The organism is Streptosporangium sp. NPDC020145, from assembly GCF_040631275.1.
GTDB lineage: Bacteria > Actinomycetota > Actinomycetes > Streptosporangiales > Streptosporangiaceae > Streptosporangium.
On sequence record NZ_JBEXZT010000003.1, the window covers coordinates 172,263 to 198,388 of the forward strand.

The following is a 26,126-nucleotide window of genomic DNA, read 5'->3' on the forward strand; positions in this document are numbered from 1 at the left end:
CCCCCTTTTTGCAGGGCTTTCTCTCTCGACGCTGGTGTGCCGCATTGACGAATCGGCGCCAACTTTAAAGACACTTTCAAGTAAGAACGCCTTTTGACAGCGACGAGGGCGCCCCCGGGGAATATGACTCCCCCGGGAACGCCCTCGCCTCGGCGCGGAACGGTCGGATCGCCGGGCCGGTCACGGTGTGTGGCCGGCCCACCGGCTCACCGATCGTCCGCCGCGTGGACCAGCTCGGCGAGCAGGCGCTGGCCGCCGGCGTTGGGGTGGAAGTAGTCCCAGGCGTTGATGTCGGACAGCTCGAAACGCCGGTCGAAGACCGCTCCGGCGTCGTGGCGGCAGGTGGGGTACTCGGCGCAGACCTTCTCCGCGACCAGGTTGAAGTCGACGACTCTGGCGTGCACCCGCTCACGCCTGGCCACGTCCTCCGGGTCGTTCGAGCGGGGCCGTTCGAGCAGCGACTGGCAGATGTGCAGGGTGGCCCAGGCCACACGGGCGGCCGTCTTGTCCTTGGCGACCTCCCACAGCCGCCGGACGTCGGGAATGCTGGCGACGAGGATCTCCGCCTCGGGCAGGCCGCCGCTCAGGGTCCGCAGCGCCGTACGGAAGGCGGCCTCGTAGTCGGCGACCGAGGTCATGTCCTCCTCGGAGGCGGTGCAGACGTCGTTGGCCCCGATCAGGATCGTGACGTATCCGGCCTGCTGGGAGACCGCCTTCTCGGCCTGGCCGGGCAGTTCGGCGACCTTGGCCCCCGTCTTGGCGTCGTTGTGCGCGACGATGTCGGGGTTGTCCTCCTTCAGCCTCAGGTAGAGGCTGTTCACCGACGAGGACGAACCCGTCGACCAGGATCGGGAGGGGCAGTCGAGGTAGAAGCCGCAGGCGTTGAAGCCACGGGTGATGGAGTCGCCGAGCGAGGCCATCGAGGTGATCGGCGCCCGAGTCCGGGCGGTGGCCGCACCTGGGGCGAGGGCGGGTGCGAGGACCACGGAAAAAGAGAGGGCGACAGCTGGAAAAAGACGGGGGGCGAACAAACCAGGCCTCCTGAGCTGCGGATTCGTCGGTTCCGGTGCTCAGAATGTGGGCCGCTTCCCGAGTCCTGACAAGCGGAACGACTGCTTCCTCACGGATCGGTAAGGAAGGTCAGACCCCGGAGGCGCCCTAGATCGTTTAAGGATGAGGTGATTACACTCGCCGCGTGAGCCGCGACCAGTCCCCGCCCGACGGCATCGACGCCGGCACCCCCCACATGGGGCGCGTGTACGACTACGTGCTGGGCGGCAAGAACAACTACGCGGCGGACCGCGAGTACGCCGACAGGATCGTCGCCCAGATGCCCGACTATCCCGTGCTGGCCAGGGCGAACCGGAGCTTCCTCAGCCGGGCGGTCGAGTACATGGCGCGGGCGGGAATCCGGCAGTTCCTCGACCTGGGCGCGGGCATCCCCACCTCACCGAACGTGCACGAGGTCGCCCGTGAGACCCACCCGGACGCGCGGGTCGTCTACGTGGACAACGACCCCGTCGTCTCGGTCCACAACGACGTGCTCCTGGCCACCGACGCCCTGCTGGTCTCCATCCGTGCCGACCTCGGGAGCCCCGGGACCGTGCTGGACCACCCCGACCTGCTGCGGCTCATCGACTTCGGCGAACCGGTCGGCGTGCTGCTGCTCTCGGTGCTCCAGCTGTTCCCCGGCGAGACGCCGGAACGCGTCCTCGGACCGTTGCGTGAGCGCCTCCCCGAGGGGAGCCTCCTGGCCGTCAGCCACCCGAGCGCGGAGGGCGACCAGGAGGCCGTCGCGCGGGCCCGCGCCGCGCTCGCCGGCGGTCCGGTCACCGTCGCCCTCAGGAGGCACGAGGAGATCCTGCCGTTCTTCGACGGGTTCGACCTGGTCGAACCGGGCCTGGTCGACGTGACGACGTGGCACCCCCGGATGCCGTCCCGCCCGACGAGCATGATCGTACTCGGCGGGGTGGCCAGGAAGGGCGGCGCGGAACCGGCCTGATCAGTACGGCAGCCGCTCGCGCAGCTCGCCGAGGAAGCGCCTGCTGTCGGAGATCGAGTAGGCCTGCACGCACAGGCTGTCCATGACCTGCGTGTAGTGGTCGGTCTCCTCCCGCTTCTCCACGTAGAGCGCGCTGGTGAGCTGCTCCATGTAGACCACGTCGGGGAGGTCCTTGTCGGGGAAGCGCAGGATGGAGAACGGGCCGCCCGCCGCCGCGTGCCCGCCCCGGTGGAAGGGCATGATCTGCAGCCTGACGTTGGGCAGCTCGGTGACCCGGAGCAGGTGGTCGAGCTGGGCGGCCATGACCTGCGGCCCCCCGATGGGACGGCGCAGCACGGCCTCGTCGACCACGGCCCACAGGATGGGCGCGTTCGGCCTGCTGAGCCGTTCCTGCCTGGCCAGCCTGAGGGAGACCCGGCGGTCGATCTCCTCGGCACAGGCGGTGCCGTGGACGAGCATGATGACCGCGCGGGCGTAGTCGGCGCTCTGCAGGAGTCCGGGGACGAACTGGACCTCGTAACTCCTGACGACGGAGGCGGCCTCCTCCAGGCCCACGTAGACCTGGAACCAGCCGGGCAGCAGGTCACCGTACTTGTGCCACCAGCCGGGGGCGTTGGCCTGCCTGGCCAGCGCGAGCAGCGGGTCCCGGTCTGCGGGGTCGATCACGCCGTACAGGGTCAGCAGGTCGGCGACGTCGCGCTCCTTGAAGCCGACCCGCCCGAGCTCAAGACGGCTGATCTTGGCATGGGAGGCGCGGATGGCGTACCCGGCGTCCTCCCTGGAGACGCCCCTGGCCACGCGCAGCCTCCGCAGCTGCGTGCCGAGGAGGATTCTCAGGATGGTCGGACTGCTCCCGCCCGAGTAGGCGAGGACACCACCCATCGCACCGTCTTCGGCATGCTGTATGCCCATGGCTTGCTCCCTGTCACCCGAGGACGGTGCAACGGCTTCTGTTCCAGACGCGGATAGTACAACTTTGGCAGCCTTGTCCACACATTGGATATCTGGATGACATGGGATCTTTCCCTAATGGAGACTTAAGGTGGTGTTCGAAAGCGTTCGTCTTTTTCGTTAATCCCCTACGCCTCGCATGTCGTGCAAACCTCGCATATTCCATGCGTTCTATGCATTTCGGGCGTTTCGTCCGACCAATGTCCCCGCCGACGGCCTGACCAGCGCCCTGACCCGGTGCGCGTCCAGCCGTACCAGTGCCGCCGCGGCCGCGACGCCGAGGGCCGCCACCGCCGCCAGCAGCACGGCCCCCGAGAGCGGGGTGAGGTCGGCCGGCGCGAGCCCCTGGACGGCCTGGAGCACGCTCACCACGACGAGCCCGCCGTACCCCGCGACGGCCAGGGCGACCAGGCGCGTCCTGGCGCGCTCGCCCCAGGAGGTCAGGGTGAGCAGCGCCGCGAGCGCGGGCAGCACCTGCAGGGCGTGCAGCGTGACCGCGTGCGGGACCTTCAGCTGACCGGCCGCGCCGAGGATCGACAGGTCGGTTCGGTCCGGCGGCAGCCCGATGATCCTGCCGTTGGCGATCAGCGCCCCGCCCGCGACCTGACTGAGCAGCAGTACGGCCAGCCCCGCCCTGATCGCCAGGCTCATGCTCGGCGAGGCGTCGAGCCCCCGGAAGGCCCGGACCGCGATGACCACGATCGGCGGGATCAGCCCGGCGAACGCGGTCACGGCCAGCACGGCCGAGACGGCCGTGTCGAACGGGGTGCCGAAGTTCAGATGGGAGGGCACCCCGCGCCAGCGCTGGAGGTCGATCAGCGCCACCTCGACCACGCAGGCCGTGCCGAGCGCGCCCAGCAGCAGCCGGGGCCGCGCGAGGGGCGGCCTGAGCCTGCCGGTGACCCAGACCAGGCATGCCAGCGTCAGACCGAAGGAGAAGCCGAACAGGATCGGCTTGCGCCAGGAGACCGGCCCCGCCCAGCCGCCGCCGTCCACGGCGTAGACGGCCAGGTGGAAGGCGCTCCCGGCGAGCAGCAGAGCCGCGACGCCGTACCAGAACCGTTGATGAGGGCGCATGGGCCAAGCCTCGTCCGCTTCCCCGGTGCGGGAATCCCACCGGGGAGGGCCCCTCGGCTACGCCCCGTGGAGTAGGGCGTGGAATCGGCCCCCCCGGATGGGGGTATGGACAGCGGATGAGCATCCACGATGAACTCCGCCAGGTCGAAGAGGACCTGGCCAGGCTGCGTTCCGAGGTCGCCGGGCTGCGTGAACAGGTCGGCGACCTCGGCCCGACGGACGCCATGGACCGGTCGGCGCTGATCTCCATGGCCGACCAGCAGGAGGCCCTCGCGGACGAGCTTGAGGAACGGCGGGAGCGCCTGCTCAAACAGGTCGGCGACCTCTAGAACACACCCCCCGATCGGGACATTTGGTTACACAAAACCCGAAAGGGTACCGATACCAGCGAACACTCATCGGGGGGGAACAATGATCAACATGCTTCGCAAGATGGGCGTGAAGTCCGGCACCATGTACGCCGCGGGTTTCGCGTCGATCGGCCTGTCGGTGGCGTCCTGGGTGGCGTCCCGCTCGGCCGAGCACGCCGGAATCGACCGGGCCGACCGCTGGGGCATCTTCGTCGGCCAGTGGGCGCCGACCTTCTTCGCGCTGGGCGTCGCCCTGCGCATCGAGGAGACCCACGGCCCGGAGATCTCCTCCAGGGAAACGCACGGCACGCGCGACGAACTCATCGAGGCGGGCTACGCCGAGGGCAGGATGCCCTCGCGCACCGGGGTCTGACGACCCGGCCGGGCGGGCGGCCGACCACCGCCCGCCCCCACCCCCGTCTCACCTCTGCCGTCTCATCTCTGGCCGACCAGCGCGGGATGCCGGGGGTCGTCCATCCGGACGACGACGTCGGCGGCACCGACCGGCCCGACCTCCCGCTCGTAACGCTCGTAGGCGGGCAGCGTCCAGCGCGCCCCCTCCTCCGTCCGCCTGGCCAGCGCGCCCGGCGAGAGCCACAGGTGCACGGTCAGGTCGAAGGCGAGCCCCCTGCCGAGCAGCAGGGCGCCGTCCAGCAGCAGCACCCCGCCCGGCGGCACGGTGACGTACGGCGCACGCGTCGCCCGGTCGGTCCTGACGTCCCACAGCGTGGGCAGGACCCTGCCCGAACGCCCCGGCTCCAGCGGGCCGAGCACCTCCCTGCCCAGGGCCCCGACGTCGAGCCAGTCGGTGTAGAAGGCGTCGGGGTCGGTCTTGCCGTACTCGAAGCGCAGCGACGCCGGACGCAGGAAGTCACCGGCGGACACCCGCATGACCTCGCGCCCGCGCAACCGCAGCGGGGCGACCAGTTCCTCGGCCAGCCGTTCCGGGCGCGCGGCGGGCGCGCCGTCGAGAGCCACCCGCACCCAGGAGGCACGGGGGCCCGCGGCGATCCGGTCGGCGAGGTCCTCGACGAGGTGTGCCGGCGAGATAGGAGTGATGTCCACGGGACATCTTTATCGAACCGCCCGCACCGTGGACTCCGCCGACCGTCTCCACGAGCATCGGCAGGTTAACCCGAACCACCGGAGCATCACGATCCAGTCAAGGTCGGACGTGAACCCGGCCAAAACTCACCACCCCATGTTGCCGATCGATGACTGGCGGTAACCATCCATGTGGATCGTTACCGCCAGTCGTGACCCGGATGTCGGCTTCCTGATCGCGGCCCACAGGTGAGGGCCGCGGCCGAGGCCCGTGCCGCCTGGCCGATCACGGTCGGTTACCTACGGAGACAGTGATGTCAGGAGAGACTCGATGATCAAGCGTGGTAAGCCCACCAAGAACGGGAAGGTCAGACTCACCTTCACCGTGCCGTTCGACCGGGCCGTCGGCGGAATCTCACTGGTCGGCGACTTCAACGGCTGGGACCCTTACGCCCACCCGATGGAGCGCAAGGAGAACGGCACCTACCAGGTGACCCTCACCGTCCCGTCCCAGCAGCCGATCCGCTTCCGTTACCTCGCCGACGGCGGGGTCTGGTTCGACGACGCGGACGCCGACCACCACGACGAGCAGGGAGGCCACCTCCACCCCGCCGGACAGCTCGCCGGCGCCTAGGGACGGTACGACGGGACCTCGCCGTCTCCACGGTCACCTCCGGCGAGACGGCCTCCCCCCACACGTCCCGCCTGTTTCACGCCCGACCGGCGGGTATCCGTAACGGTGGGCACGACGACAGGGGGAGCGGATGCGGACGACCCACACCGGCCAGGCGGCCGGCACCGCCACCGGGCCCGTCGCGGGAACCGTCACCGGAGCCACCGTCGGGGCGGCCACCGTGGGGGCCAACGTGGGGGCCACCGTCGGGGCCAACGTCGGGGCCAACGTCGGGGCCAACGTCGGGGCCACTGCCAGGGCCACCCTCAGGGCCGCCGCCGGGACCCTCGCGCGAGGGCTCGCCTCCGCGCGCGGCGAACGCGCGGTCTTCGCGGACGGCGCCACCTTCCACGCCACGCTCCGCCCGCTCGACCATCCGATGTTCGGCGTCCCCGCCCTCGACGGACCCGGCGACCACCCCGCGCTGGTCCGCCTGTCCAGGGCCGGACTCCTGCCCGCTCCCCTGCCCGACGTGCTCGGCCTGGCCGTACGGCTGCCCGGGGCGGGCGGGGCGGGGGGCGACCTCGACCTGCTGCTGTGCTCGGCGTTGTGGCCCGGCCTGCTGCCCCTGCCCCGGCGCCGTTTCGTCCCCGGGGTCTACTCGACGATCCTGGCCTACGACCGCGCGGGGGAACCGCTGCGCTTCCTCGCCGTCGGGCACGGCCCGGCCGCCGGAGTGCCCGCCGTCCCCGCCCTCCTCGGGGAGGCCGTCGCGGACGGGCCGCTGGAGTTCACCCTCGGCGTCGACGGCGCGGACAGACGTCCCCTGGTACGGCTGAGCGTCCACACCCCCCTGCCGGACCAGGCCGGTGATCTGCCGGGATTCGACCCTGTCCTGAACAGCCACCCCGCGCTGCGGCCCTCGGAGCGGCTGCAGGCGACCCGGCTCGCCGCCTACGCGGGTTCCCGCCGGGGACGGGCCGTCCGCTGACCGTCCGCCGTTCCTGCCCGCCCGTTGAACTGTCCTCAGCCATGGGCGTACGGTGGTTGGAGTGGTTTCCGTCTTCGCACGGCTCCCATAAGGGCGCTGTCTCAGGCTGAGGTAGACAGCGGGGCATCATGACACGGCTTTCCGTCACCGTGAACGACCATCCACGGTTCTCCGTGGTCTCGCTCGACGGCGATCTCGACAAAACATCGGCCCCACGGCTTGAGGAGACGCTCACCGAGGTGCTGACGCGGAGACAGTCGCGCGTCATCATCGACACGACGAGACTCGGCTTCTGTGACTCAAGCGGCGTCTGGACCCTGCTCACGACGCTGCGGCGGGCCTACGAGCTCAACGGCTGGCTGCGTCTGGCGGGCGTGCACGGGGTGCTCGGCCGGATGCTCGAACTGACCAGGCTGGCCGACGCGTTCCCCATCGACCGGGACGTGCAGGAGTCCCAGATGAGGGTGTTCGGGGAGAGCGTCCCCACCCCCCGCTGAACGGGTAAAGACCCGTCGACGAAAGGGCCGTGACACGGCAACGACGACGTCGCGGGCCCCGCACGGCTTCCTAGGGTGATCGGGCCAGGTAGGCCGAGCCCACAGGGGAGCCAGGGATGCGTCGTGTCCGCATCACGATGGACAACGCCGCGCTGCGCGACGTGGTACCCGGCGCCGCCGCGCGTGAGGCGGGCTTCGACGTCCGGGCCTCCCAGGTGATCCGCCGGGTCGGCGCCTCACACGAGGGGCACCCCGTCGAGGAGGTCTACGAGACGCTGCGCGCGAGCCTGCTGCAGATCCCGGGGGCCCGCACGTTCAACGAGGCCCGGGTGCGCAGGTGCGCGACGCTGATCAGCGAACGACGCGACCCGCTCTCCCGCGACTGACCCTCCCGGTGGCCTTCAGGAACCTTCAGGAACCTTCAGGAACGCAGCATGGTCAGCCGTACCGTCGAGGCGCCACGCTCGGTGAGGATCTCCACCGAGTCGCACATCTCCCGCATCAGCCACAGCCCGTAGCCCCTGCGGGAGCCGATCGGCGGCTGGACACGTCCCGCCCCGGTGTCGGTGAGCAGTCCCGCCTCGTCGATGATCTCCGCGACGACCCGCTCGGCGTCACAGCGCAGGACGACCAGGCCCTCGGTGCCCGCGTGGTCGAGCACGTTGTTCGCGGCCTCGCTGATGGCCAGGACGAAGTTGGTCTCCCGCAGTTCGCCGAGCGCCGCCGCCGCGAGGAACTCCCTGGCCCGGCGCCGCATCTCGGACAGGTCATCCCCGATCGGGAAGGACGTCCTGCGCGCCTCGCCACGGGTCGTCTCAGCCACGGGGGTCGTCCCCCGCGGCGCGGACCGTCCGCCCCGGCTCACCGGCCGGGACGAGGACGGGGGACCCGTCGAGGTCCGTCCGTCTGTCCGGGCGAATGGCCATGTCCTCACCGAGAGATCCGTTGGTGGTCCAGGTATCGTCACACTACCCGACCCCCTGAAAGCGATCTTCGAAGGGCCACCCGTCAGTCGCCGGCGACGATCCTGACGAACTCCTCGAAGGACAGCCGCCCGTCGCCGTCGGCGTCCGCGTCCCGGTTCAGCGAGCCGAGGGCCTCCGCGGGCAGGCCGGGGAAGTGAGCGCCGAACTCCTCCTCGGTGACGAAGCCGTCCCCGTCGGCGTCGATGGCGTCGAACCTCCGCCTGAGCTCCGTCAACCGCTCACCGGTCGGCTCTTCCCGCATGGTTGCCCGCCTTTCCCGACGTTTCCGACATCCCGTGTGTGACCAGACAACCTACGGGACGCACCCCCGGTACGGCCACGCCGGGCCGCCCGGCCCGTGACCCTAGACTGCGGGCATGATTCGTCCCGCAACGCCGGAGGACGTCCCGGCGATCGTCGACCTGATCCGCGGCCTCGCCGAGTACGAGAAGGCCCTGCGGGAGGTCGAGACCACGCCCGAGCAGCTGCACGAGGCCCTCTTCCGCCCCGAGCCCGCGGTGTTCTGCCACGTCGCGCAGGACCCCGACGAGGGACGGGTCGTGGGCTTCGCGATCTGGTACGTCACCTACTCGACCTGGCTCGGCAGGCACGGCATCCACCTTGAGGACCTCTTCGTCCTCCCGTCCGCCAGGGGGCGGGGGTACGGCAGGCGGCTGCTGGCCGAACTGGCCCGCCTCTGCGTGGCGCGCGGGTACGGCAGGCTCGAATGGCAGGTGCTCGACTGGAACACCCCGGCCGCGGAGTTCTACGTCTCGCTCGGCGCCGGGCCCCAGCAGGAGTGGATCCCGTACCGGATCACCGGGCAGGCGCTTGAGGAGCTCGCCGCACGGTAGGGCTCGGCCACCCTGTTCGTCCCGGGCGGCTTCCGGAGGGAACGGGCTCAGTCGCCCTGTTCATCCCAGCCGACCTGCGGCGATCGGTGGAAGTCGATGCCCATGACCGCCCACCGGGGCCCCTGCGCGCCGAGGCGGCGCGCGAAGGCCGCCCAGTCGTGGGTGGCCCCGGGCGACCAGCCGAGTTCGGCGACGGCGGGCAGCCGGGGGAAGGCCATGTACTCGATCTCCTCCTCCGTCGAGATCGCCTCGGTCCACAGCGGCGCCTCGACGCCGAGCACGGCCGAGGCGGGCACGCCCTCCAGGTGGGAGCCCGGGTCCCAGTCGTAGGCGTCGCGCACCTCGACGTAGCCCGCCCACTTCTGGCCCGGCACGGTCTCCGGGTCGTACTTCATGTCGAGGTAGGCCCGGTTCGCCGGTGACATGACCACCCGGGCGCCCCGGGCCACGGCTTCGGCCACCAGCGGGTCGGAGCCGGTTCGCCCCCAGTACTGCAGGACGCGTCCCTCCTGGTGGCGCACCCCGGGCTCGCCGATCTGGTGCCAGCCCACGACCGTCTTGCCCGTCGCGGCGACCATCGGCTGGACCCGGTTCATGAACGCGGCGTACCTGGCGGTCGGGGTGGCCCGTGCCTCGTCGCCGCCGATGTGCAGGTAGGGGCCGGGGGTCAGCGCGGCGACCTCCCCCAGGACGTCCTTGACGAAGGTGTGGACCTCCTCCTTCGTGGTGCACAGCGAACTGAACCCGACGTCGGTCCCGGTGTAGGGCGGCCTGGCCCTGCCATCGCAGTTCAGCTCGGCGTAGGAGGCCAGCGCCGCGTTGGTGTGGCCGGGCAGGTCGATCTCGGGGACGACCGTGACGTACCGCCGCGCCGCGTGGTCGACGATCTCCCTGTACTGCGCCTTGGTGTAGTGGCCGCCCGGGCCGCCGCCGACCTGGGTGCGCCCGCCGTACGCGGCCAGTCTCGGCCTGCTGTCCACGGCGATGCGCCAGCCCTGGTCGTCGGAGAGGTGCAGGTGCAGGTGGTTGATCTTGTAGAGGGCGATCCGGTCGATGTACCGCTTGACCGTCTCGACCGGGAGGAAGTGGCGGGCCACGTCCAGCATCGCGCCCCGGTAGGGGAAGCGCGGGTAGTCCACGATCCGCCCGCCCCGTACCGTCCACGGCCCCGGCACGGCGGTCGGGCTCTCGACCTTCGGCGGCAGGAGCTGGCGCAGCGTCTGCACCCCGTTGAAGAGCCCGGCGCCCGTCCTGGCGCGGATGACCACGGCCTCGCCGGTCACGTCGAGCCGGTACCCCTGGGAACCGACGACCGGGTCCGCCCCGGTGAGCAGCAGCGAGACGCCCCTGCCCTCCCCGTCCTGGACGACCGGCAGGGCGTAGCCGGTCGAGGGGCGCAGCAGCCCGGCGAGGTAGGCGCCCACCTTCGCCGCCTCGGCGGAGCCCGCCTCGGTGTGGACGACCGCGTCCGGCGGCAGCGTGTAGGAGGCGTCCGCCGCGGGCCGTACCGAGACGGGAACCGGCAGGACCTCCCCCATCGGGGCGGGGGCCGTACGGGCACCCGTGGTCAGCGCCACCACGCCCGCGCCGAGCACAAGAGCCGCGACGGCGGTGAGACGTGCGGGCCTGGAACGCCACAGGCGGGCCGGAGTCGGTGCCATGGCGTCCCCTCACCGGATGATCTCTGGCTGACAACCCTCGCCGACGGGACGATCGGCGTCAAGCAGGACACGGCGCCCAGGGGAAGCCATCATGACCACCGGGACGTAACCTCCCGGCAACCCCCCGGCCATCCGGCACCTATTCGCTGTGCTCCATGGCCTGGCCGGACACCGAAGCCGTCGGATCGGACGTCACCACCCCCGTCATCGTGTACGGCGTCGCGGAGCGGACCCCCGACGGGGAGCTGGCGCACGAGGGCAACCGGGTCCCCGACATCGTCGCCCTCGACGCCCGGCGCCTGGTGGTCGCCTGGCGGGCCGGGGTGGGCGACCCCCGCGACCCGGCGCCGACCGACCAGGGCTCCATCATGTACGCCAGGTCGGCCGACGGCGGGACGACCTGGACGGTCGGCACGCTGGCCGGGGCGACCGCCGCCCACCGCTACCACTACGTGATCTTCCTGAAGGACGGGGACGCGCTGTACGCGCTGCTCGGGCGGATCGCGGTCGCCGAGGACCGCGACCCCTCCGGCGACCTCGACGGCTTCCCCGTCACGATGACCGCGAAGCGGAGCCTCGACGGCGGCGTGACCTGGGCCGACTTCCCCGTCGTCGTCGACGTGCCCGGCAACGCCAGGGGGGTGGTCGTCGCGGGCAGACCGCTCAGGCACGACGGGCTGTGGCTGGTGCCGTACTGGCGGCGGGCGGGGAACACGACCAGGGCGGGGGTGCTGCGCTCGGCGGACCTGGTCACCTGGACCTCCGGCGGCCTGGCGGAGAACCCGCCGGGCGTCGCGGTCGAGGAGCCGCAGATCGCTCCGTCCCAGGACGAGCCGGGCGCGATCGTGATGGTGGCCAGGACCCTCGACCTGACCGGCGGGACCTCCCCCGCCGAACGGGACGCCCACTACCGCGCGAACGCCGCCTACTGCGCCACGGCCGTCAGCCGGGACGGCGGGCTGACGTGGTCGCCGATGAGACCGGACCCCGAACTGCCCAACTACTACGTCAAGACGTTCTTCTGCGGCGACTCCCAGGGCCGCCACCTCGCGATCTACAACACCTTCGCCGGGCCGTTCACCGGCCCCTCGGCCGCCAGGCCCGACCAGTACCGCGAGGTCCTGCACTACAAGGTCAGGCGTCCCGGCGAACCGTGGGAGCCCGGACGGCTCTTCGCCGACGGCCCCAGGCTGACCAGGGGGGCGGCCAGGGGGTGGGACGTCTACCCCAGCGCCGACGAGTACGAACCCGGCCGCCTCGTGGTCGTCTGGGAGCACAACCAGACCAACATCAAGGTCGCCGGACTCGACATCTCCCGCCCCTTCCCGGACGGCGACCTGCCGACCGGCGACTGGACGCTCACCGGCGGGGCGCGGATCGACGCGGGCCGGATCCGTCTCAGGAGCACCGGTCCCGTGCCCTCCCACGCCTGGCGCCCCCTCGACGTCTCCAGGGGGTGCGACTTCACCCTGGAGTTCAGGGGGCGGGTCGACGACGACAGCGCGCTCGACCCGCGCACCGGCGCCGGCGTCTGCCTCGGCGCGAAGGTGGCCAACGGCGCGAGAAGGCTGATGCTGACCGTCCAGCGCGGCGGGGTCTGGACGATGCGCAAGGGTTCGGCCGTCTGGGAACGGGTCCACCCCCTCGGCGGCGCGGGAGCGCTCGCGACGTGGCGGGTCGACGTGGACAGCGCCGGGGTCGCCCGCCTGTTCCGCGACGGCGCGGACACCGGGGTCACCTGGGTCGTCCAGGACAGCAGGGAACGGCCCCAGCTCGCCCACTGGGTGACCGGGACGCCCGGCGGGAACGCCGCCGAGGCGACCGTCGAGTGGACACGGCTGACCCCTTTCCGCCGGGATCGCGCCCGGCTCTGACCGTCCCGTTCGATCCGCCTTCCCCGAGGTCGGCGCCGCCCGTCACGCGGTAGCTTGGTGGCTGCCATCACAAGGGAAGAGAGATCGTGACGACGTCTATTCATCAGCGGATCGCCGAAGAGCTGGGGGTGCGCGAGCGGCAGGTGCAGTCGGCGGTCGAGCTGCTCGACGGCGGGGCCACCGTGCCGTTCATCGCCCGCTACCGCAAGGAGGTCACCGGGGCGCTCGACGACGCGCAGCTCCGCACGCTTGAGGAGCGTCTGCGTTACCTGCGTGAGCTTGAGGAACGGCGTGCCGCGATCCTGGAGTCGATCCGCTCCCAGGGCAAGCTCGACGACGCCCTGGCGGCGCAGATCGCGGCGGCCGACTCCAAGGCCCGCCTTGAGGACATCTACCTGCCCTACAAGCCGAAGCGGCGCACCAAGGCGCAGATCGCCAGGGAGGCCGGGCTCGAACCGCTCGCCGACGGCCTGCTGAACGACCCGTCCGTCGATCCGCAGGCGGCCGCCGCCGCGTTCGTCGGCGAGGGGGTCGCCGACACCGCCGCCGCGCTCGACGGGGCGCGGGCGATCCTGGTCGAGCGCTTCAGCGAGGACGCCGACCTGGTCGGCGAGCTGCGTGAGCGGATGTGGTCCAAGGGCCGCCTGGTCGCGGCGGTCCGCGAGGGCAAGGAGGAGGGCGGCGCGAAGTTCTCCGACTACTTCGACTTCGCGGAGCCGTTCACCAAGCTTCCCTCCCACCGCATCCTGGCGATGTTCCGGGGCGAGAAGGAGGAGGTGCTCACCCTCACCCTTGAGCCCGAGCCCGAGCCGACCGGCACCTACGAGGGGCGCGTCGCGCACCGCTTCGGCGTCTCCGACCAGGGCAGGCCCGCCGACAAGTGGCTTGCCGACACCGTCCGCTGGGCCTGGCGCACCCGCATCCTCGTGCACCTGGGCATCGACCTGCGGATGCGCCTGTGGCAGGCGGCCGAGGACGAGGCGGTGCGCGTCTTCGCCGCCAACCTGCGTGACCTGCTGCTGGCCGCCCCCGCGGGCAGCCGCGCCACCATGGGCCTGGACCCGGGGCTGCGCACCGGCGTCAAGGTCGCGGTCGTCGACGCGACCGGCAAGGTGCTGGACACCGACACGATCTACCCCCACGAGCCGCGCAGGCGCTGGGACGAGTCGCTGGCCACGCTGGCCGCACTGGCCAAGCGGCACGACGTCGAGCTGGTCGCCATCGGCAACGGCACCGCCTCGCGGGAGACCGACAAGCTCGCCGGCGAGCTGGTCAAGCTGGTCCCGGGACTCACCAAGATCGTGGTCTCCGAGGCCGGGGCCTCGGTCTACTCGGCCTCCGCCTTCGCCTCCCAGGAGCTTCCCGGGCTGGACGTCTCGCTGCGCGGCGCCGTCTCGATCGCGCGCCGCCTGCAGGACCCGCTGGCCGAGCTGGTCAAGATCGACCCCAAGTCGATCGGCGTCGGGCAGTACCAGCACGACCTCGCGGAGACCAAGCTGTCCCGCTCGCTCGACGCGGTGGTCGAAGACTGCGTGAACGCGGTCGGCGTCGACGTCAACACCGCCTCGGCCCCGCTGCTGACCCGGGTCTCCGGCATCGGCTCGACGCTGGCGGACAACATCGTCCAGCACCGCGACGCCAACGGCCCCTTCCGTTCCCGCAAGGCGCTCAAGGACGTCGCCAGGCTCGGCCCCAAGGCCTTCGAGCAGTGCGCGGGCTTCCTGCGCATCCCCGGTGGCGACGACCCGCTCGACGCCTCAAGCGTGCACCCGGAGGCCTACCCGGTCGTACGGCGCATCCTGTCGGCGACCGGTGGCGACATCACCCGGCTGATCGGCAACGGCACCGTGCTGCGTTCGCTGCGGCCGCAGGACTTCGTTGACGAGACCTTCGGTCTGCCGACCGTCAGCGACATCCTGTCCGAGCTTGAGAAGCCGGGCCGTGACCCGCGTCCGGCCTTCAAGACCGCGACGTTCAAGGAGGGCGTGGAGAAGCTGTCGGACCTCAAGCCCGGCATGCTGCTGGAGGGCGTCGTCACCAACGTGGCGGCCTTCGGGGCGTTCGTCGACGTCGGCGTGCACCAGGACGGCCTGGTGCACGTCTCCGCGCTGTCGCGCAACTTCGTCAAGGACCCGCGCGAGGTGGTCAAGCCCGGTGACATCGTCAGGGTGAAGGTGCTCGACGTCGACATCCCGCGCAAGCGCATCTCGCTCACCCTCCGCCTTGAGGACGAGCCCGCCCAGGGGCCCGCGAAGGGCGGCGCCCCCAGGGGGCAGGGTGGCGACCGTCAGCGTGGCGGCAGGGAGAACGGCGGCGGCCGACAGCGGCAGGAGCGCGGCGGCGACCGGCGGAGCGCGCCGGGCGGCGCGATGGCCGACGCCCTGCGCCGGGCCGGTCTCGGCGGCTCCGACTCAGGGCGTTAGCCGTACGGCGACGCGGGCCCGGCGGCTCTTTCGCCGGGCCCGCTGTGTCCTTCCCGCCGAGTCCGCGGCTGTTTGATTCCCGCGGGCCCGCTGTGTCTCCCGGCCGGGCCCGCGGGCGGTGAGGTCAGAGCAGGCGCCTGATGTCGCCGTAGGCACGGTAGAAGCCGCCCCGCGCCGACTGGCGGACGCCCTCGACGAGGTAGCGGGCACCCGCCTCGCGCACCTCCTTGGGGAACTGCACGTTCCAGCGCGGGTCGTAGCCCTCGCTGACGACCCGCACCCGCAGCCGGTCGCCCTCCCTGAAGCACTCGACGACCACGCCGCCCGCGGCGTCCGTGACGGCGTCGAACACCACGGTCTCCAGCGTCGCGACCGGCTCGACCGCGGCCAGGCTCGCGGCGGCCTTGACGTCGACCGCCTGGGGGACGGTGCCCGCCTGGGCCGCCCTGATCGCCTCCTCGGTGGCGTCGATGCAGGCCAGGGTGCCGTCGGTGGTCACGATGTAGAGGCGGTCGTCGAGGTACTGCATGGAGAAGGCCGAGCCGCAGCCCGTACCCAGCTTCCACAGGCGCTCGCCGCTCTGGTCGAAGCAGTAGATCGAGGAGTGGTTGTCGCCGGCGAAGACGTACCGGCCGCCGGGGGCGGTCGCGCAGGAGAAGACGGTGGCGTCACAGCGGTAGACCGCCTCGGTCCTGCCGTCCGACTTGGCGAGCCTGTGCACGGCGCCCCGGCCGGTGCCCGCGTAGACCGAGTCGGCCTCCTGCCAGCCGAACAGCACCGCGCCCGCGACACCGGTCTCCCAGACCGGCTTGCCGTCGGCGGCGTCGTAGCGTGCCACGCCGGTGGAGTGACCGTGGTAGACGGCGTCGTCGTCGCAGCGGACCATCCAGGCGTACTCGCCCCGCCCCTTGCGTGCCCACTGGAACTCGTCCTCGTGGTCGATCGTGGTGATCCGGCCCGCCCTGTCCGACACGCCGAGCACGCCGTCGTGGATGTCCAGCCAGTAGATGTCGACGTCGTCGGCGATCTCGTAGGCGACCCTGGGCACCTTCCCGCTGAGGTCGTAGACCTTGCCGTCGTCGGCGCCCGCATAGATCCAGAAGTCGTCGGCGACGATGCACTTCACCCCGTCGGGCAGCCGGAAACGGCCGGTGACGGTGCCGCCGTGGGTGACGGTGTAGACGTCGCCGTTCTGGTTGCCGACCCAGCAGCGCTCCGAGTCGACGAAGATGCCGAAGGCCGCGGCTCCGCTGGCGAAGCGCCACAGCACCGGGGCCTGGGAGGCGGTCGAGCGGACGCTCTCCACGCTGCGCCGGGTGACCGAGCGGCGCTGCCGCACCCCGCGCACGGCCGGGGCGTAGCCCTTCCTGACCTTCTCCGCGATCTTCTTGGCGGCCGCGGCCGCGGCCTTCTCCTCGGTCGTGAACGAGGAGATCTTGGTCTGGCCCGAGTCGCCGATGCGGCCGTAGCTGATGGTCACCTGCAGCCCGTCGTGCACGACCTCGTAGAACTTGTGGGAGCCTCCGCCGTCCTCGGACAGCTCCAGGTACGTGCTCCGCGCCGCCATGCCACACCTCTCGGTCGATTCGGTCGATCGATTTTCCGGGAGCGTACGGCAGATGGGCGACAAAACAGATGTTTTCCGCTGAACCGCAGGTCACCCACTCAAGAACCGCCTATCGAAGCACCATGGAAGCGGGCGCGCCCTGCCCCCTGCCACCCCGTACGGCCACGCCCGCCGGAGAGGCCGGGACCGTGGCCTGGACGGTGGCCCTGACCGCGTCCCTGGCGGTGGCCCGCTCCCGGCTGTGGCAGGCCCGCAGCACCGGGCCGAGCATCACGAGCACCCCGACCTCGAAGAGCACGACCAGCCGCTGGGTCACCCCGGCCGGGATGTCGTCGTTGGTCAGGTCGATGCCGAGCATCCGTACGACGTAGGGGGCGACCACCAGGACCAGCACGCCCAGGGAGGCCAGGCTCAACAGCCGGACCGGGCGGGAGTACGGGCTGCTCGCGTACCTCCTGGCCAGGATCAGGCCCGCCAGCGGCATCGCCAGGAAGGCCACGAACGCCGCGTACCTGTGGATGCCACCGGACATCGACAGCGGCACACCGGGCTTGTCCGTGGGGAAGGCGCCGATCAGCAGCATGCACAGCCCCCAGACGGCGATCAGCGTCGCGGCCCCCCGGTCCTCACCGCGCCGGGCGAGCAGGACGCCGAACGTGGTCGCGGCCGCGGCGAAGAGGCCCAGGGAGACGGGCAACAGCCAGCCGTCGGTCTGGAAGGCGTATTCACTGATCACCGTGTGCACCGGGTCGAGCCCGGTGACCAGGTGGAGTCCCGTCATCGTCACGGTCCCGGCGCCGATCGCCACGTAACCGCCCACAAGCATCTTCGATCCCGCAAAAGCCTGACGTGCCATGGGTTCAACCTTGGCGAGCGGCCTCGTTCCGCAGTACCGGAGACGGTCCCCAGTGATCCCTGAGCCTTCCCGGAGGAACCCCGGGGCGGGGTGGGGTTACCTTCAGGGGGCCGTTCGTCACCCCAGGGCGCTGAACTGGGAGAAGACCACCCAGGGTAGGGCAGACCTCATCAGGGTAGCCCTCCTCAGGGTGGGGCCGGGGCCACCCGGGACTTGACCTTGAGCGCGCTCGAAGAGACATCGTGGGACACCGGGGCCGCCCCGAACACAGGGGCCTCGATCACTTGATCGACTTCTACAGGGCACAGGAGTTCACATGAACAGGCGTCGTCTTGGTCAGAACGGCCCGGAGGTCTCGGCCATCGGACTCGGCTGCATGGGGATGTCGGAATTCTACGGTCAGGCCGACGAGTCCGAGTCGGTCGCGGTCATCCGTCGCGCGCTCGATTTGGGGATCGACTTCCTCGACACCGCCGACATGTACGGCAGGGGCCACAACGAGGAACTGGTCGGCCGGGCGATCAGGGGCCGCAGGGACGAGGTGGTGCTGGCCACCAAGTTCGGCGTCGTCAGAAGGGAGGGCAAGGAGCGCGGGGTCGACGGCAGCCCCGCCTACGTCAGGCAGGCGGCCGAGGCCTCGCTCAGGAGGCTCGGCGTGGACCACATCGACCTGTACTACCTGCACCGTCGTGACCCGCAGGTGCCGATCGAGGACACCGTCGGGGCGATGGCCGAGCTGGTCGCGCAGGGCAAGGTCGGCCGGATCGGCCTGTCGGAGGTGAGCGCGGACACCCTGAGGAGGGCCCACGCCACGCACCCGATCGCCGCGCTGCAGAGTGAGTACTCGCTGTTCACCCGGGGTCTTGAGACGGAGATCCTGCCCGCGGCCAGGGAGCTCGGCGTCGCGCTCGTCGCCTACTCTCCGATCAGCAGGGGACTGCTCGGCGGCCTCGGCACGGGCGACCGGCTTCCCGACGACGACTTCCGCAGGCATCTTCCCCGCTTCGCCGGGGAGAACGGCTCGCGCAACGAGGAGCTCGCCGCCGAGGTCCACAAGATCGCCGAGGAGGCCGGTTGCACTCCGGCCCAGCTCTCCCTGGCGTGGCTGCTGGGCCGGGGTGAGGACGTCATCCCCATCCCCGGCACCAAGCGGCTGCGTTATCTGGAGGAGAACGCGGCGTCGGTTGACGTCACCCTGACCGCCGACCAGCTCGCCGCGCTCGACGCGGCCGTGCCCCCGGACAGCGTCAAGGGTGATCGTTACCCGAGCATGGCACTGATCGAGGGCTGAGCCGTACCGTCGCACGGTCCCGGGCCCGTGCCGGGCACGGGCCCCAGGGCCTCAGGGCCTGCGGTCGCGGAAGGTGCGGCGCAGGTCGTCGACCCAGGCGCCGGGGATCTCCCAGGGGATGAAGTGGCCGCCCCGGTCGTGGACGGTGAGGTTGACGTGGTTGTACCAGCCCGCCCGGTCGCCGTCGAGGAAGGAGCGCACCCGCCGGTCGGTGGTGACGCCGGGCGGGTTCTCGAAGCCGACGAAGGTGATGCCGGTCGGGGCCTCGACGACGGGTTCTCGGTCGTGGGAGGGCGCCCAGGGGTGCCGGTTGGCGTTGGCGTAGTAGCGCATCGAGGCGCCGATCGCGTTGTTGACCCAGTAGATCATCGTGTGCGTGATCAGGTCGTCCCGGTCGAAGACGGTCTCGACGTCGCCGCCGTTGTCGCTCCAGGCCGTCCAGCGTTCCAGGAGCCAGGCCAGCAGGCCCGCGGGTGAGTCGCTCAGCGCGTGGGCGAGGGTGCCTGAGTCCAGCATGTGCACGGCCAGGTGCACCGCGAAGCGCCGGTCGAGGGCGAGGATCCGCTCGCGGACGGAGTCGGGCGCCCCTTCGGGGATGGGCGCGCCCTGGGCGAGGTCCCAGGCCCGGTCACCGTTGAAGAGGGTGAGCTTCTGGCCGGAGCCGATGTGGATGCCGTACAGCTCGGCGGCGTACTTGTGGCCGAGCTGACCGCAGACCAGGGCGCCGATGTCGCACCCGCCTGCGGCGTATCTGGAGTGGCCGAGGACGCCGGTCATGAGGCTGTGCCACAGGTCGGCGACCTTCCAGAAGTTGACGTCGTGGCTTCCTGGGAGCGGACCGGAGAACCCGAACCCGGGCAGGGAGGGCACGATGACGTCGAAGGCGTCCTCCGGGTCGCCGCCGAAGGCCGCGGGGTCGGCGAGCCGGTCGACGACCTTCGACCAGTGCCAGAACGTCCACGGCCAGCCGTGGGTGAGGATCAGCGGAACCGGCCGGGGTCCTGCCCCCGCCTTGTACATGAAGTGCACCGGGGTGCCGTCCACGGTCACCCGGTAGTGCTCGTAGGCGTTGATCGCGGCCTCGGCCTCCCGCCAGTCGTACTCCTCGCGCCAGTAGGTGACCAGCTCGTTCAGGTAGCCGCGGGGGACGCCGTAGGACCAGTCGCCGTCCTCCTCCAGCGGTGGGCGGGTCAGGCTCAGCCGTACCCTCAGGTCGTCCAGGACCTGGTCGGGCACGTGGATCGGGGTCGGTTCGAGGGGAATCATACGGTTCCTTTCACCGGTCACCGGCGGCGGGCGGCGGTTCGTCCGGCGGCCGTACGGCGAGGGCGGACATCTCCGACAGCGCGGGCAGCGCCTCGGCGATCGCCCGTCGCTGCCCGGCGTCCAGGTGCCGGGCCAGTTCGGCGAGCCTGGCGATCCGGTTCTCGCGGCGGCTGTGGACGATCTCGGCGCCCGCGGGGGTGATGTGCACGAGCACGGCCCGGCCGTCGGTCGGGTCGGGCCGCCGCCTGACCAGGCCGTCGCGTTCGAGACGGGTGACGAGCTGGGTGATCGCCGGTTGGGTGACCTGTTCGCTCTCCTTCAGCTCCGACAGGCGCAACGGCCCTCTGCCGGCCAGGGTGTGCAGCACCCCCAGCGTGGTGAAGCTCATCCGCTCGACGGAGGCGAGGCGGATGAAGACTCCCGTGAACCTCTCCACGGCGAGGGCGAGGGCCTCGACGTCGAGGCCGTCCGATGACTCGTGCGGCGACACGGCAGGACTGTATCACCGACTTATATAAGTTGCTTATCTATTTCGGGAGGGGGCGAACCCCCTCCCGAGGGAACCACGGGACTCAGCGGGCCAGTGCGGTGGCCAGCGGGGTCGCCGGATGCCCCGTCAGTCGCGGTACGGCGTCGCCGATCCCGGCCAGCTCACCCTTGGCGATGGCCGTGTAGGTCGAGACCCACGCGTCGACCTCCCAGTCGGGGGCGCCGTAGTGCTCCCTGGAGCGGTAGGCCTCCTCGACGGTCTCCCGGTGGTAGGTGACGGGACGCCCGGTGACCTCGGTGATGATCGCGGCGGCCTCCTCAAGGGTGATCGCCTCGGGGCCGGTCAGGTCGTACGTCGCGCCCGCGTGTTCGCCGGGTGAGCCCAGGACCGCGACGGCGGCGTCGGCGATGTCGTCGAGGGCCACGACCGACACCCGCCCGTCCTCCGCGGGACCGCGCAGCACACCGTCCTGACCGGCCATCAGTGGCAGCAGGTCGGCGTACATGTTGTCCCGCAGGAACGTGAACGGCACCCCCGTGGCCCGGATGTGCTCCTCGGTCGCCCAGTGGTCGCGGGCGAGGGTGAACGTGGCGTCGGGGGCGGCCCCGTAGAAGGAGACGTACACCAGGTGGCCGACGCCCGCGGCGACCGCGGCGTCCACGAAGGCCCGGTGCTGGGCGACGCGGTCGGGGGCCTCGGAGGCCGAGACCATGAGCAGGGTCTCGATCCCGTCGAGGGCCTGGCGCGCGGCCTCCCCGTCGGCGAAGTCCGCCCGCGCGACCTGGGCCCCGTCCAGCCGGGGCGCGCGGGCGGGATCGCGGACGACGAGCCTCTGACTGGTCCCCGCGGCGGCGAGCCTGGCGGCGACACGCCCGCCGAGCCTGCCGGTTACTCCTGTGACAGCGATGGTGGTCATGCTTGAAAGGTACTGGCGCCCCTCACGGCCACCGGGCAGGCATGCCCTCGGACGACTCAGCGGAAAGCGACAAATCCCCGGCGGCATGCCCCATAAGACATTAGATCGCTCACCCGAGTCACTTGACGGGTGGCCGTATACCGCTGTCAACTCCGGCCTTCCCGAGCCCGCCCTCCCCCGGGGACGTCCCGATCCTTCCGGGCCGCGGTGTCACACCGGTGGGCGCGAGGGTCATGGCCGATGAACTCAGAGGACCGCCCAGAAAAGGCAGCATCACCACGAAAAGCCACGAAATATCATTATTTTTCACGCCAATTGTGGCACTTTACTCGAACATTGATACGGGCTGCGTGTCGTTTACCAAGAAGAGCACCAGGGGAGTATTGAACTCGCGCCCGGAAGCATGTCGCGGCGTTTTTCCACCTTCGGACTATTTTTCATGGAGTGATGATGCGCCCTGGGAACAGACCCGCCCGCGCCCTGTCCGTCACCGCCCTGGGAGTCGCCCTCGCGGCGCTCGCGCCCCTGCCCGCCCTCGCCGCCGGCCCCACCGCCTCCGCCCCTGTCTCCACCGCCACCCCCGCCACCGGGCCCGGCTCCGGCATGGGAGAACCGGTGGATCCCGGCGAGGTCGAGCCGGGCATCTCATGGACGAACACCCTGAAGCCCTCGGGCCTGGGCAGGCGCGGAACGCACTGATCCCGCGCCCCGGCTCCGCCCCCACGGAAGACCCCGCGAGGACCCCATGGAGACCCATGAGGGCCCACGACTCCACGAAGGCTCTCATAGGGCCCTATGAGGGCCCGATGAGGATCCCGGAGACCGGCTCAGCCCAGGCGTGAGACGAGGACCCCGGCACGCGCGAGCTGCGCCTCGCGTGCCCTCCGCACCGCACGACCCAGCAGCGTACGGTTCCAGGCCTGCACCACGAGCCTGTCCTCGACCTCGGTCCCGCCGTCCCGGTCCCGCAGGGTGAACCGGTAGCCGAGTTTGACCCCGCCGGGACCCGCGGCCTCCCCCTCGACGGTCTCCGGAGTGCTCCTGAGCGTCACCTTCACCAGGCTCTCGTACCTGACGAGACCGAGCAGCCTGAGCCGCTCGACCGAGACGTAGCGCGTCTCCCCGTCCACCGTGCTGACGTCCCTGACCGCGACCACCAGCGGCGAGAGCCCCACGTAGCTCTGCGGCTGGCTCAGGTGCGCCCGAAGCGCCGCCGGGGTGTTACGCACATGGAAGGTGTTGTGCAGCGTGACTTTCGGCATGACATGTCCCCCAAATCATGATCTTTAGGGGGAGACAGTAGCCGGTTCCGACATGTACCACCGGGTGTGTTGCTCACCTCGGGTGAGGGAGTCGAGCCTGCGGGGCAGCTCGCTGCGGGAGAACGGGTCGGCCCCGGCGTTGCGGATGTGGATGCCCACGGCGTACATGTCCCGGATCTCCATGAGCGTCGAGTAGCCCGGCCAGGAGCGCAGGTCACTGCCGTAGGCGTCGGCGAAGGCGTCCACCTCGGCCGCGCTCAGCCCGAACCGGCGCTGACCGTGGTAGGTGTGCACCAGGTCCCACTCACGGGGTCCGACCGCGACGCCGTCCCAGTCGCACAGCACCACGTGACCGTCCGTGCAGCGCAGCAGGTTGTCGATCCAGGCGTCCCCGTGCAGCAGCACCGGCGAGCCGTCCATGTCCAGCCCCGCCCAGCGCTCGGAGAGCTCGGCGATGCGGTCGCGCAGCCAGGCCCGCTGGCAGGGGGTGAGCACCGCCGACCCGTCGACCGTCACCCGCAGCTCGGCCAGCGGATCGGCGAAGCGCTTCAACGCCACCGGGGGCACCGGCAGCAGGTGCAGGCTGCGCAGGATCTCTCCCAGCTCGGTGGTCGTCGGACGGCCGCTCGCGGGCACGTAGTGCCAGAAGGTCACGACGCCGCCCTCGTGGGTCACCGGCTGCTCGGAGATCTCGTCGGCGGGACGCACCGCGGGAAAGCCCTGCTGGGCGAGCCAGCGGGCGACCGCGAGCACCAGTGGAAGCCTGGTCCGCGCGTTCGGCGCGGTGGCGATCCTGACCACGATCCCGCCGCGCAGCTTGAAGACGGCGTTGCTTCGCACACGAAGGAGTTCGGCGTCCCGGTGATCGATCCCGAGATCCTCGCAGACCTCGCGCAGGACCCGGAACGCCCCCTCCGCGAGCGGGCCCATCAGCTCACCGGCAGGGCATCGACGACCAGGTCTGTCAGGCGGCGCACCGCCGCGGCTCTGCGCCTGCCCTCCGGCACCTCCGACAGCACCACCCTGGCGCGGCTGAGCACGATGGAGGTGCGGTGCTCCGGCGGCACCTGGAGCAGGGCCTTCTCCGCCAGGTGGCAGGCGTCGTCGGCCTTGCCCCCGCGGGCCATGTGCGCGGCCTGGTCGAGCAGGAGCAGCACCGGGTCGATGGTGTAGGCCCCGGAGGGACCCGGCGTCCAGTCGACCTCCTCCCCCAGCTCGATCAGCGTGCCGATCCGGTAGAACTGCAGGCGGCGTTCGGAGAAACGGAAGGCCAGGTGGTCGTGCCCCTCGGGAGGCATCCTGGCGAAGATCCGCTCCGCCTCGGCCAGCGCCGCCCTGGCGGCCTTGTGCTCGCCGAGCCTGGCCAGCGCCCGCGCCTCGGCCGCCGCCCCGAGGGCCGCCGGAGAGCTGGGCGCGTTCCCCGCAAGTGTCCTGGCCTCCCTGGCGAGCCGTACGGTCTCGGCGAGGTCCCCGTAGTAGTAGGGCAGCATCGCCTGCTGCGCCCTGACCAGGGCTCGCAGCCGCAGGTCGCCCATGTCGTCGGAGGCGGTGCGCGCCGTGCCGTACCAGGCGTGGGCCTGGCGGGTGTCGCCGAGCTTCATCAGCGCGTCCGCGGAGAGCAACGCCAGCATCACGGTCGCGCTCAGCAGGCGGCGCTGGGCCATCGCGGGCTGGCGGGCGGTGACGAGCGCGCGCACGTCGCACAGTTCGAGCATCAGCCGGTAGAGCATCGGCAGCGGGGCACTGGTGATGTACTCGCGGCGGTAGCGGAGCACCTGCTCGTCGAGCGCGTCGAGCTGGTCCTCGGTGACGGTGGCGCGGGCGAGGGTGCGGTCGAGCTCCTGGCGGGTCCGTTCGACCTCGGCCAGCAGCCGCCCGTTCATCACGAAGCGGGAGCCGAGCAGCGCGTGGTGGAACAGCGCCCGCCGTTCCATGTCGTTCCTGCCGTCAGCCGCGCCGTCGCCCTCGCGCCGTTCCTCGGCCCGGTACGGCCGGCGCCCCTCACCCCCGGAGAGCACGACGACCCTGGCCTCGCTCTCGTCGTCGCAGTAGTCACCCGCCAGGCCGAGCCGTACGGCGTTGGCCCGGTAGAGCCGCGCCAGCAGGTCGATGGTCTGCGGGCGGGGACGGGCGCGCTTGTTCTCCCAGGCGTTGAGGAGGTCGATGTTGGCCCGGGCCTCCCCCAGGTCCTGGCGCAGGCACATCTCCTCAAGTTCCTGTACGGCCTGCCTGGCCGACCACCCCCTGGCCAGCCGGTGGGCCTTCAGGAGGCTGACCCCGCAGCAACCGTGGATGGCCTGCGCCGTCTGCCAGGGCGTCCACTGCTCGGAACCGGCCTGCTCACGCCAGCGGCGCGCACACGCGGGAGAATGTTCACCTCGGGCCACGGCGCCCTCCCCGTCGCTGTTTACACAAGATTAACGAGAGCGAAGCACAGCGTAAGCATGCTCATGCATTGCTTTCCCTTTATTCGCGGTTTACGCACGGAACGGCGACAACTTTCCCAGGTATTCCACTGATCCGGCGCCGATCCGGCCCGAAGGCCGATTGCCTCACATGCCCCCGAACCGCACTCTGCACATTAAAGCCAACACCGTCCGCCAGGAGTGATCCACATGACGGCAAAGCGCGGCGAGGCCGTCGACCATCTGCGCCGGCTCGCCTCCCAGCTGGAGGCCCATTCCTTCCAGGTGCACCTGAGGTCGTCCCACGGACCTTATCCCCGCCTCCACGTGGTCAACCCGATGGCCCCCACCATGACGGAGGACGTCCTCGCCTCCCACGACGAGGACGGCGAATGGTGGTTCTGGCTCTCGTGGGCGGGGCGTATCGGTCAGGCCGAGGACGTCGCGACGGCTGCGGAGCGTGTGGCCAGTGTGCTCCATGTGATACGTCGATAGGTGATTCTTGGGCTCCACATGGGTAACACCCGATGATCAAGCCCAGAAAGGAGCGGGAACGTGAAAAGGATCCACCTCATCCAGCGCCCCCGGCCCCCACGTGAGCCGGTTCCGCTCGACCTGCGCACTCCCTCGGGCAGAGCCCTCCCTTTTTGACCCCTTTCAGTGCCATACATCCCCTTCTGACCGCCGCCCTCCGGCGGCCGCCCCGCGCCGCAGCGACGGGTCACGGCCGCGGAGCGCGTCGCCTCTCTCCCCTTAGGAGCCCCTTTCAAG

General features: G+C 71.0%; 28 protein-coding genes. 13 read left to right on the forward strand and 15 right to left on the reverse strand.

Annotated elements, in window-relative coordinates:
* Positions 1 to 206 precede the first annotated feature (206 nt).
* Positions 207 to 986, reverse strand: a complete 780-nt coding sequence (locus tag ABZ463_RS06260) for an SGNH/GDSL hydrolase family protein (RefSeq protein WP_352010583.1) — start codon at positions 984 to 986, stop codon at positions 207 to 209.
* A gap of 209 nt (positions 987 to 1,195) precedes the next feature.
* Between ABZ463_RS06260 and ABZ463_RS06265 the strand changes: the two genes are divergently transcribed.
* Entirely contained in the window at positions 1,196 to 2,002 is an 807-nt protein-coding gene (locus ABZ463_RS06265; RefSeq protein WP_362773585.1) for an SAM-dependent methyltransferase, read from the forward strand.
* Here ABZ463_RS06265 and ABZ463_RS06270 read toward each other — a convergent pair whose 3' ends face one another.
* Positions 2,003 to 2,884: a helix-turn-helix transcriptional regulator gene (locus tag ABZ463_RS06270; RefSeq protein WP_352010736.1), complete on the reverse strand. Its 882-nt coding sequence runs from the start codon at positions 2,882 to 2,884 to the stop codon at positions 2,003 to 2,005.
* A gap of 240 nt (positions 2,885 to 3,124) precedes the next feature.
* Entirely contained in the window at positions 3,125 to 4,030 is a 906-nt protein-coding gene (locus ABZ463_RS06275; protein ID WP_362773588.1) for a hypothetical protein, read from the reverse strand.
* Between the two features lie 116 nt (positions 4,031 to 4,146).
* On the opposite strand from ABZ463_RS06275, the gene ABZ463_RS06280 reads away from it, so the two are divergent.
* Complete coding sequence (locus ABZ463_RS06280) at positions 4,147 to 4,359, forward strand: hypothetical protein (protein WP_352010580.1); 213 nt, start codon at positions 4,147 to 4,149, stop codon at positions 4,357 to 4,359.
* A gap of 91 nt (positions 4,360 to 4,450) precedes the next feature.
* On the forward strand, positions 4,451 to 4,753 hold the full coding sequence (locus ABZ463_RS06285) for a hypothetical protein (RefSeq protein WP_352010579.1): 303 nt from the start codon (positions 4,451 to 4,453) through the stop codon (positions 4,751 to 4,753).
* 62 nt (positions 4,754 to 4,815) lie between these two features.
* Here the strand turns inward: ABZ463_RS06285 and ABZ463_RS06290 are convergent, their stop codons facing one another.
* On the reverse strand, positions 4,816 to 5,445 hold the full coding sequence (locus ABZ463_RS06290; RefSeq protein WP_362773592.1) for a uridine kinase: 630 nt from the start codon (positions 5,443 to 5,445) through the stop codon (positions 4,816 to 4,818).
* Between the two features lie 310 nt (positions 5,446 to 5,755).
* Here ABZ463_RS06290 and ABZ463_RS06295 point away from each other — a divergent pair, with 310 nt between their 5' ends.
* The 4 genes from ABZ463_RS06295 (at position 5,756) to ABZ463_RS06310 (ending at position 7,911) form a co-directional block, all read left to right on the forward strand.
* The gene (locus ABZ463_RS06295; RefSeq protein ID WP_352010577.1) at positions 5,756 to 6,058 is read left to right on the forward strand and encodes an isoamylase early set domain-containing protein; all 303 of its coding nucleotides are present in this window, start codon (positions 5,756 to 5,758) and stop codon (positions 6,056 to 6,058) included.
* Between the two features lie 130 nt (positions 6,059 to 6,188).
* Positions 6,189 to 7,028: a hypothetical protein gene (locus tag ABZ463_RS06300; RefSeq protein ID WP_362773596.1), complete on the forward strand. Its 840-nt coding sequence runs from the start codon at positions 6,189 to 6,191 to the stop codon at positions 7,026 to 7,028.
* Positions 7,029 to 7,156: 128 nt separating this feature from the next.
* A complete protein-coding gene (locus ABZ463_RS06305) occupies positions 7,157 to 7,525 on the forward strand; it encodes an STAS domain-containing protein (protein ID WP_352010575.1) in 369 nt (122 codons plus the stop codon).
* A gap of 116 nt (positions 7,526 to 7,641) precedes the next feature.
* Positions 7,642 to 7,911 carry a hypothetical protein gene (locus tag ABZ463_RS06310; protein WP_352010574.1) on the forward strand — a complete coding sequence of 90 codons (270 nt, stop codon included), beginning with the start codon at positions 7,642 to 7,644 and terminating at the stop codon, positions 7,909 to 7,911.
* Between the two features lie 35 nt (positions 7,912 to 7,946).
* Here the strand turns inward: ABZ463_RS06310 and ABZ463_RS06315 are convergent, their stop codons facing one another.
* Both ABZ463_RS06315 and ABZ463_RS06320 read right to left on the reverse strand, forming a co-directional pair.
* Complete coding sequence (locus tag ABZ463_RS06315) at positions 7,947 to 8,348, reverse strand: ATP-binding protein (RefSeq protein WP_362773601.1); 402 nt, start codon at positions 8,346 to 8,348, stop codon at positions 7,947 to 7,949.
* Positions 8,349 to 8,533: 185 nt separating this feature from the next.
* Entirely contained in the window at positions 8,534 to 8,752 is a 219-nt protein-coding gene (locus ABZ463_RS06320) for an EF-hand domain-containing protein (RefSeq protein ID WP_362773604.1), read from the reverse strand.
* A gap of 115 nt (positions 8,753 to 8,867) precedes the next feature.
* Here ABZ463_RS06320 and ABZ463_RS06325 point away from each other — a divergent pair, with 115 nt between their 5' ends.
* Positions 8,868 to 9,344, forward strand: a complete 477-nt coding sequence (locus tag ABZ463_RS06325; RefSeq protein WP_352010571.1) for a GNAT family N-acetyltransferase — start codon at positions 8,868 to 8,870, stop codon at positions 9,342 to 9,344.
* A 47-nt stretch (positions 9,345 to 9,391) separates the two neighbouring features.
* Here the strand turns inward: ABZ463_RS06325 and ABZ463_RS06330 are convergent, their stop codons facing one another.
* A complete protein-coding gene (locus tag ABZ463_RS06330; protein WP_362773608.1) occupies positions 9,392 to 11,005 on the reverse strand; it encodes a beta-N-acetylhexosaminidase in 1,614 nt (537 codons plus the stop codon).
* A gap of 155 nt (positions 11,006 to 11,160) precedes the next feature.
* Between ABZ463_RS06330 and ABZ463_RS06335 the strand changes: the two genes are divergently transcribed.
* Entirely contained in the window at positions 11,161 to 12,879 is a 1,719-nt protein-coding gene (locus tag ABZ463_RS06335) for a sialidase family protein (protein WP_352010569.1), read from the forward strand.
* 86 nt (positions 12,880 to 12,965) lie between these two features.
* Positions 12,966 to 15,302 carry a Tex family protein gene (locus ABZ463_RS06340; RefSeq protein WP_362773611.1) on the forward strand — a complete coding sequence of 779 codons (2,337 nt, stop codon included), beginning with the start codon at positions 12,966 to 12,968 and terminating at the stop codon, positions 15,300 to 15,302.
* A 124-nt stretch (positions 15,303 to 15,426) separates the two neighbouring features.
* Here the strand turns inward: ABZ463_RS06340 and ABZ463_RS06345 are convergent, their stop codons facing one another.
* On the reverse strand, positions 15,427 to 16,869 hold the full coding sequence (locus ABZ463_RS06345) for a WGR domain-containing protein (RefSeq protein WP_352010567.1): 1,443 nt from the start codon (positions 16,867 to 16,869) through the stop codon (positions 15,427 to 15,429).
* A gap of 109 nt (positions 16,870 to 16,978) precedes the next feature.
* A complete protein-coding gene (locus tag ABZ463_RS06350; RefSeq protein ID WP_362773615.1) occupies positions 16,979 to 17,695 on the reverse strand; it encodes a DUF998 domain-containing protein in 717 nt (238 codons plus the stop codon).
* 346 nt (positions 17,696 to 18,041) lie between these two features.
* Between ABZ463_RS06350 and ABZ463_RS06355 the strand changes: the two genes are divergently transcribed.
* Positions 18,042 to 19,016, forward strand: coding sequence for an aldo/keto reductase (locus tag ABZ463_RS06355; RefSeq protein WP_362773618.1), 975 nt, complete (start codon positions 18,042 to 18,044; stop codon positions 19,014 to 19,016).
* 51 nt (positions 19,017 to 19,067) lie between these two features.
* Here ABZ463_RS06355 and ABZ463_RS06360 read toward each other — a convergent pair whose 3' ends face one another.
* The 3 genes from ABZ463_RS06360 to ABZ463_RS06370 all read right to left on the reverse strand — a co-directional run bounded on the left by ABZ463_RS06360 (position 19,068) and on the right by ABZ463_RS06370 (position 21,688).
* Positions 19,068 to 20,282 carry an alpha/beta fold hydrolase gene (locus tag ABZ463_RS06360; protein ID WP_362773621.1) on the reverse strand — a complete coding sequence of 405 codons (1,215 nt, stop codon included), beginning with the start codon at positions 20,280 to 20,282 and terminating at the stop codon, positions 19,068 to 19,070.
* Between the two features lie 10 nt (positions 20,283 to 20,292).
* Positions 20,293 to 20,772, reverse strand: coding sequence for a MarR family transcriptional regulator (locus ABZ463_RS06365; RefSeq protein ID WP_352010563.1), 480 nt, complete (start codon positions 20,770 to 20,772; stop codon positions 20,293 to 20,295).
* An 82-nt stretch (positions 20,773 to 20,854) separates the two neighbouring features.
* A complete protein-coding gene (locus ABZ463_RS06370) occupies positions 20,855 to 21,688 on the reverse strand; it encodes an SDR family oxidoreductase (protein ID WP_362773625.1) in 834 nt (277 codons plus the stop codon).
* Between the two features lie 450 nt (positions 21,689 to 22,138).
* Between ABZ463_RS06370 and ABZ463_RS06375 the strand changes: the two genes are divergently transcribed.
* Positions 22,139 to 22,387, forward strand: coding sequence for a hypothetical protein (locus tag ABZ463_RS06375; RefSeq protein WP_362773628.1), 249 nt, complete (start codon positions 22,139 to 22,141; stop codon positions 22,385 to 22,387).
* 128 nt (positions 22,388 to 22,515) lie between these two features.
* On the opposite strand, the gene ABZ463_RS06380 is transcribed toward ABZ463_RS06375, so the two are convergent.
* The 3 genes from ABZ463_RS06380 to ABZ463_RS06390 are packed head-to-tail and all read right to left on the reverse strand — an operon-like array spanning position 22,516 to position 25,337.
* Entirely contained in the window at positions 22,516 to 22,950 is a 435-nt protein-coding gene (locus ABZ463_RS06380; RefSeq protein WP_352010560.1) for an SRPBCC family protein, read from the reverse strand.
* Between the two features lie 24 nt (positions 22,951 to 22,974).
* Positions 22,975 to 23,880 (reverse strand): aminoglycoside phosphotransferase family protein, encoded by a 906-nt coding sequence (locus tag ABZ463_RS06385; RefSeq protein WP_352010559.1) that lies wholly within the window; start codon positions 23,878 to 23,880, stop codon positions 22,975 to 22,977.
* Positions 23,880 to 25,337, reverse strand: coding sequence for an XRE family transcriptional regulator (locus ABZ463_RS06390; protein ID WP_362773632.1), 1,458 nt, complete (start codon positions 25,335 to 25,337; stop codon positions 23,880 to 23,882). Before ABZ463_RS06390 ends, ABZ463_RS06385 begins: the two co-directional genes overlap by 1 nt.
* Before the next feature lie 228 nt (positions 25,338 to 25,565).
* Between ABZ463_RS06390 and ABZ463_RS06395 the strand changes: the two genes are divergently transcribed.
* Positions 25,566 to 25,850 (forward strand): hypothetical protein, encoded by a 285-nt coding sequence (locus ABZ463_RS06395; protein ID WP_352010557.1) that lies wholly within the window; start codon positions 25,566 to 25,568, stop codon positions 25,848 to 25,850.
* Positions 25,851 to 26,126 lie beyond the last annotated feature (276 nt).

Coding starts and splice junctions, on each gene's coding strand:
- ABZ463_RS06270 (WP_352010736.1), bottom strand. CDS start 2,884: ATGGGTGGTGTCCTCGCCTACTCGGGCGGGAGCAGTCCGACCATCCTG.
- ABZ463_RS06275 (WP_362773588.1), bottom strand. CDS start 4,030: ATGCGCCCTCATCAACGGTTCTGGTACGGCGTCGCGGCTCTGCTGCTC.
- ABZ463_RS06280 (WP_352010580.1), top strand. CDS start 4,147: ATGAGCATCCACGATGAACTCCGCCAGGTCGAAGAGGACCTGGCCAGG.
- ABZ463_RS06285 (WP_352010579.1), top strand. CDS start 4,451: ATGCTTCGCAAGATGGGCGTGAAGTCCGGCACCATGTACGCCGCGGGT.
- ABZ463_RS06295 (WP_352010577.1), top strand. CDS start 5,756: ATGATCAAGCGTGGTAAGCCCACCAAGAACGGGAAGGTCAGACTCACC.
- ABZ463_RS06300 (WP_362773596.1), top strand. CDS start 6,189: ATGCGGACGACCCACACCGGCCAGGCGGCCGGCACCGCCACCGGGCCC.
- ABZ463_RS06305 (WP_352010575.1), top strand. CDS start 7,157: ATGACACGGCTTTCCGTCACCGTGAACGACCATCCACGGTTCTCCGTG.
- ABZ463_RS06310 (WP_352010574.1), top strand. CDS start 7,642: ATGCGTCGTGTCCGCATCACGATGGACAACGCCGCGCTGCGCGACGTG.
- ABZ463_RS06320 (WP_362773604.1), bottom strand. CDS start 8,752: ATGCGGGAAGAGCCGACCGGTGAGCGGTTGACGGAGCTCAGGCGGAGG.
- ABZ463_RS06325 (WP_352010571.1), top strand. CDS start 8,868: ATGATTCGTCCCGCAACGCCGGAGGACGTCCCGGCGATCGTCGACCTG.
- ABZ463_RS06330 (WP_362773608.1), bottom strand. CDS start 11,005: ATGGCACCGACTCCGGCCCGCCTGTGGCGTTCCAGGCCCGCACGTCTC.
- ABZ463_RS06335 (WP_352010569.1), top strand. CDS start 11,161: ATGGCCTGGCCGGACACCGAAGCCGTCGGATCGGACGTCACCACCCCC.
- ABZ463_RS06345 (WP_352010567.1), bottom strand. CDS start 16,869: ATGGCGGCGCGGAGCACGTACCTGGAGCTGTCCGAGGACGGCGGAGGC.
- ABZ463_RS06350 (WP_362773615.1), bottom strand. CDS start 17,695: ATGCTTGTGGGCGGTTACGTGGCGATCGGCGCCGGGACCGTGACGATG.
- ABZ463_RS06355 (WP_362773618.1), top strand. CDS start 18,042: ATGAACAGGCGTCGTCTTGGTCAGAACGGCCCGGAGGTCTCGGCCATC.
- ABZ463_RS06360 (WP_362773621.1), bottom strand. CDS start 20,282: ATGATTCCCCTCGAACCGACCCCGATCCACGTGCCCGACCAGGTCCTG.
- ABZ463_RS06370 (WP_362773625.1), bottom strand. CDS start 21,688: ATGACCACCATCGCTGTCACAGGAGTAACCGGCAGGCTCGGCGGGCGT.
- ABZ463_RS06375 (WP_362773628.1), top strand. CDS start 22,139: ATGCGCCCTGGGAACAGACCCGCCCGCGCCCTGTCCGTCACCGCCCTG.
- ABZ463_RS06380 (WP_352010560.1), bottom strand. CDS start 22,950: ATGCCGAAAGTCACGCTGCACAACACCTTCCATGTGCGTAACACCCCG.
- ABZ463_RS06385 (WP_352010559.1), bottom strand. CDS start 23,880: ATGGGCCCGCTCGCGGAGGGGGCGTTCCGGGTCCTGCGCGAGGTCTGC.
- ABZ463_RS06395 (WP_352010557.1), top strand. CDS start 25,566: ATGACGGCAAAGCGCGGCGAGGCCGTCGACCATCTGCGCCGGCTCGCC.